The organism is Streptomyces sp. CAI-85 (assembly GCF_013363615.1).
In the GTDB taxonomy this organism is placed as follows: domain Bacteria; phylum Actinomycetota; class Actinomycetes; order Streptomycetales; family Streptomycetaceae; genus Streptomyces; species Streptomyces antibioticus_B.
Genome location: NZ_JAANNX010000167.1, coordinates 1 through 1,884 on the forward strand (window position 1 = coordinate 1; position 1,884 = coordinate 1,884).

General features: G+C 68.1%; 1 protein-coding gene. It reads right to left on the reverse strand.

Going from position 1 to position 1,884, the window contains the following annotated elements; genetic code table 11:
* A partial coding sequence (locus G6W55_RS37475) for a DNA-directed RNA polymerase subunit beta (protein ID WP_175525044.1) occupies positions 1–1,884 on the reverse strand: 1,884 nt, incomplete at both ends.

Below are 1,884 nucleotides of genomic sequence, written 5' to 3' on the forward strand. Positions count from 1 at the left end.
CCTTGACGATGGCCTCGTAGACCTTCACGCGGCCGGTCACGTCGTCGGACTTGATGGTCAGCAGCTCCTGGAGGGCGTAGGCGGCGCCGTACGCCTCCAGGGCCCACACCTCCATCTCACCGAAGCGCTGGCCACCGAACTGGGCCTTACCACCCAGCGGCTGCTGGGTGATCATGGAGTACGGGCCGGTCGAGCGGGCGTGCAGCTTGTCGTCGACCAGGTGGTGCAGCTTCAGGATGTACATGTAGCCGACCGAGATCGGGTCCGGGAACGGCTCACCGCTACGGCCGTCGAACAGCCGCGCCTTGCCGGACGGGAGCACCATGCGCTCGCCGTCGCGGTTCGGGATGGTGTGCTGGAGCAGACCCGCCAGCTCGTCCTCACGGGCGCCGTCGAAGACCGGGGTGGCGACGTTGGTGCCCGGGGCGACCTGGTCGGCGCCGATGGCCTGGAGGCGCTGCGCCCACTCGTCGGCGAGACCGGAGACGTCCCAGCCGCGGCTGGCGAGCCAGCCGAGGTGGATCTCCAGCACCTGTCCCGGGTTCATTCGGGACGGCACACCGAGCGGGTTGAGGATGATGTCGACCGGGGTCCCGTCCTCGAGGAACGGCATGTCCTCGATGGGCAGGATCTTGGAGATGACACCCTTGTTGCCGTGCCGGCCGGCGAGCTTGTCGCCGTCCGTGATCTTGCGCTTCTGCGCGACGTAGACCCGCACGAGCTGGTTGACGCCGGGCGGCAGTTCGTCGCCCTCCTCGCGGTCGAAGACGCGCACGCCGATGACCTTGCCGGTCTCGCCGTGCGGCACCTTCAGCGAGGTGTCACGGACCTCACGGGCCTTCTCACCGAAGATCGCGCGCAGCAGGCGCTCCTCCGGCGTCAGCTCGGTCTCACCCTTGGGCGTGACCTTGCCGACGAGGATGTCACCGGCGGTGACCTCGGCGCCGATGCGGATGATGCCGCGCTCGTCGAGGTCGGCGAGGACCTCCTCGGAGACGTTCGGGATGTCCCGGGTGATCTCCTCGGGGCCCAGCTTGGTGTCACGGGCGTCGACCTCGTGCTCCTCGATGTGGATCGAGGAGAGGACGTCGTCCTGCACGAGGCGCTGCGACAGGATGATCGCGTCCTCGTAGTTGTGACCCTCCCACGGCATGAACGCGACCAGCAGGTTCTTGCCGAGGGCCATCTCGCCGTTCTCGGTGGCCGGACCGTCGGCCAGGACCTGGCCCTCGATGATCCGGTCGCCCTCGTTGACGATGACCTTCTGGTTGACCGAGGTGCCCTGGTTGGAGCGGGCGAACTTGGCCAGGCGGTACGTGATGTACGTGCCGTCGTCGTTGGCGGTGGTGATGTAGTCCGCGGAGACCTCCTGGACGACACCCGCCTTCTCGGCCTTGACCACGTCGCCGGCGTCGACGGCGGAGCGGTACTCCATGCCGGTGCCGACGAGCGGGGACTCGCTCTTGATGAGCGGCACGGCCTGGCGCATCATGTTCGCGCCCATGAGGGCACGGTTGGCGTCGTCGTGCTCGAGGAACGGGATCATGGCGGTCGCGACCGACACCATCTGGCGCGGCGAGACGTCCATGTAGTCCACGTCGTCACCGGGGACGTAGTCGACCTCGCCGCCACGGCGGCGGACCAGGACGCGGGACTCCTCGAACCGGAGATCGTCGTTGAGCGTGGCGTTGGCCTGCGCGATGACGAAGCGGTCCTCCTCGTCGGCGGTCAGGTAGTCCACCTCGTCGGTGACCTGGCCGTCGACGACCTTGCGGTACGGGGTCTCGACGAAACCGAACGCGTTGACCCGGCCGTAGGAGGCGAGCGAGCCGATCAGACCGATGTTCGGGCCTTCGGGCGTCTCGATCGGGCACATGCGGCCGT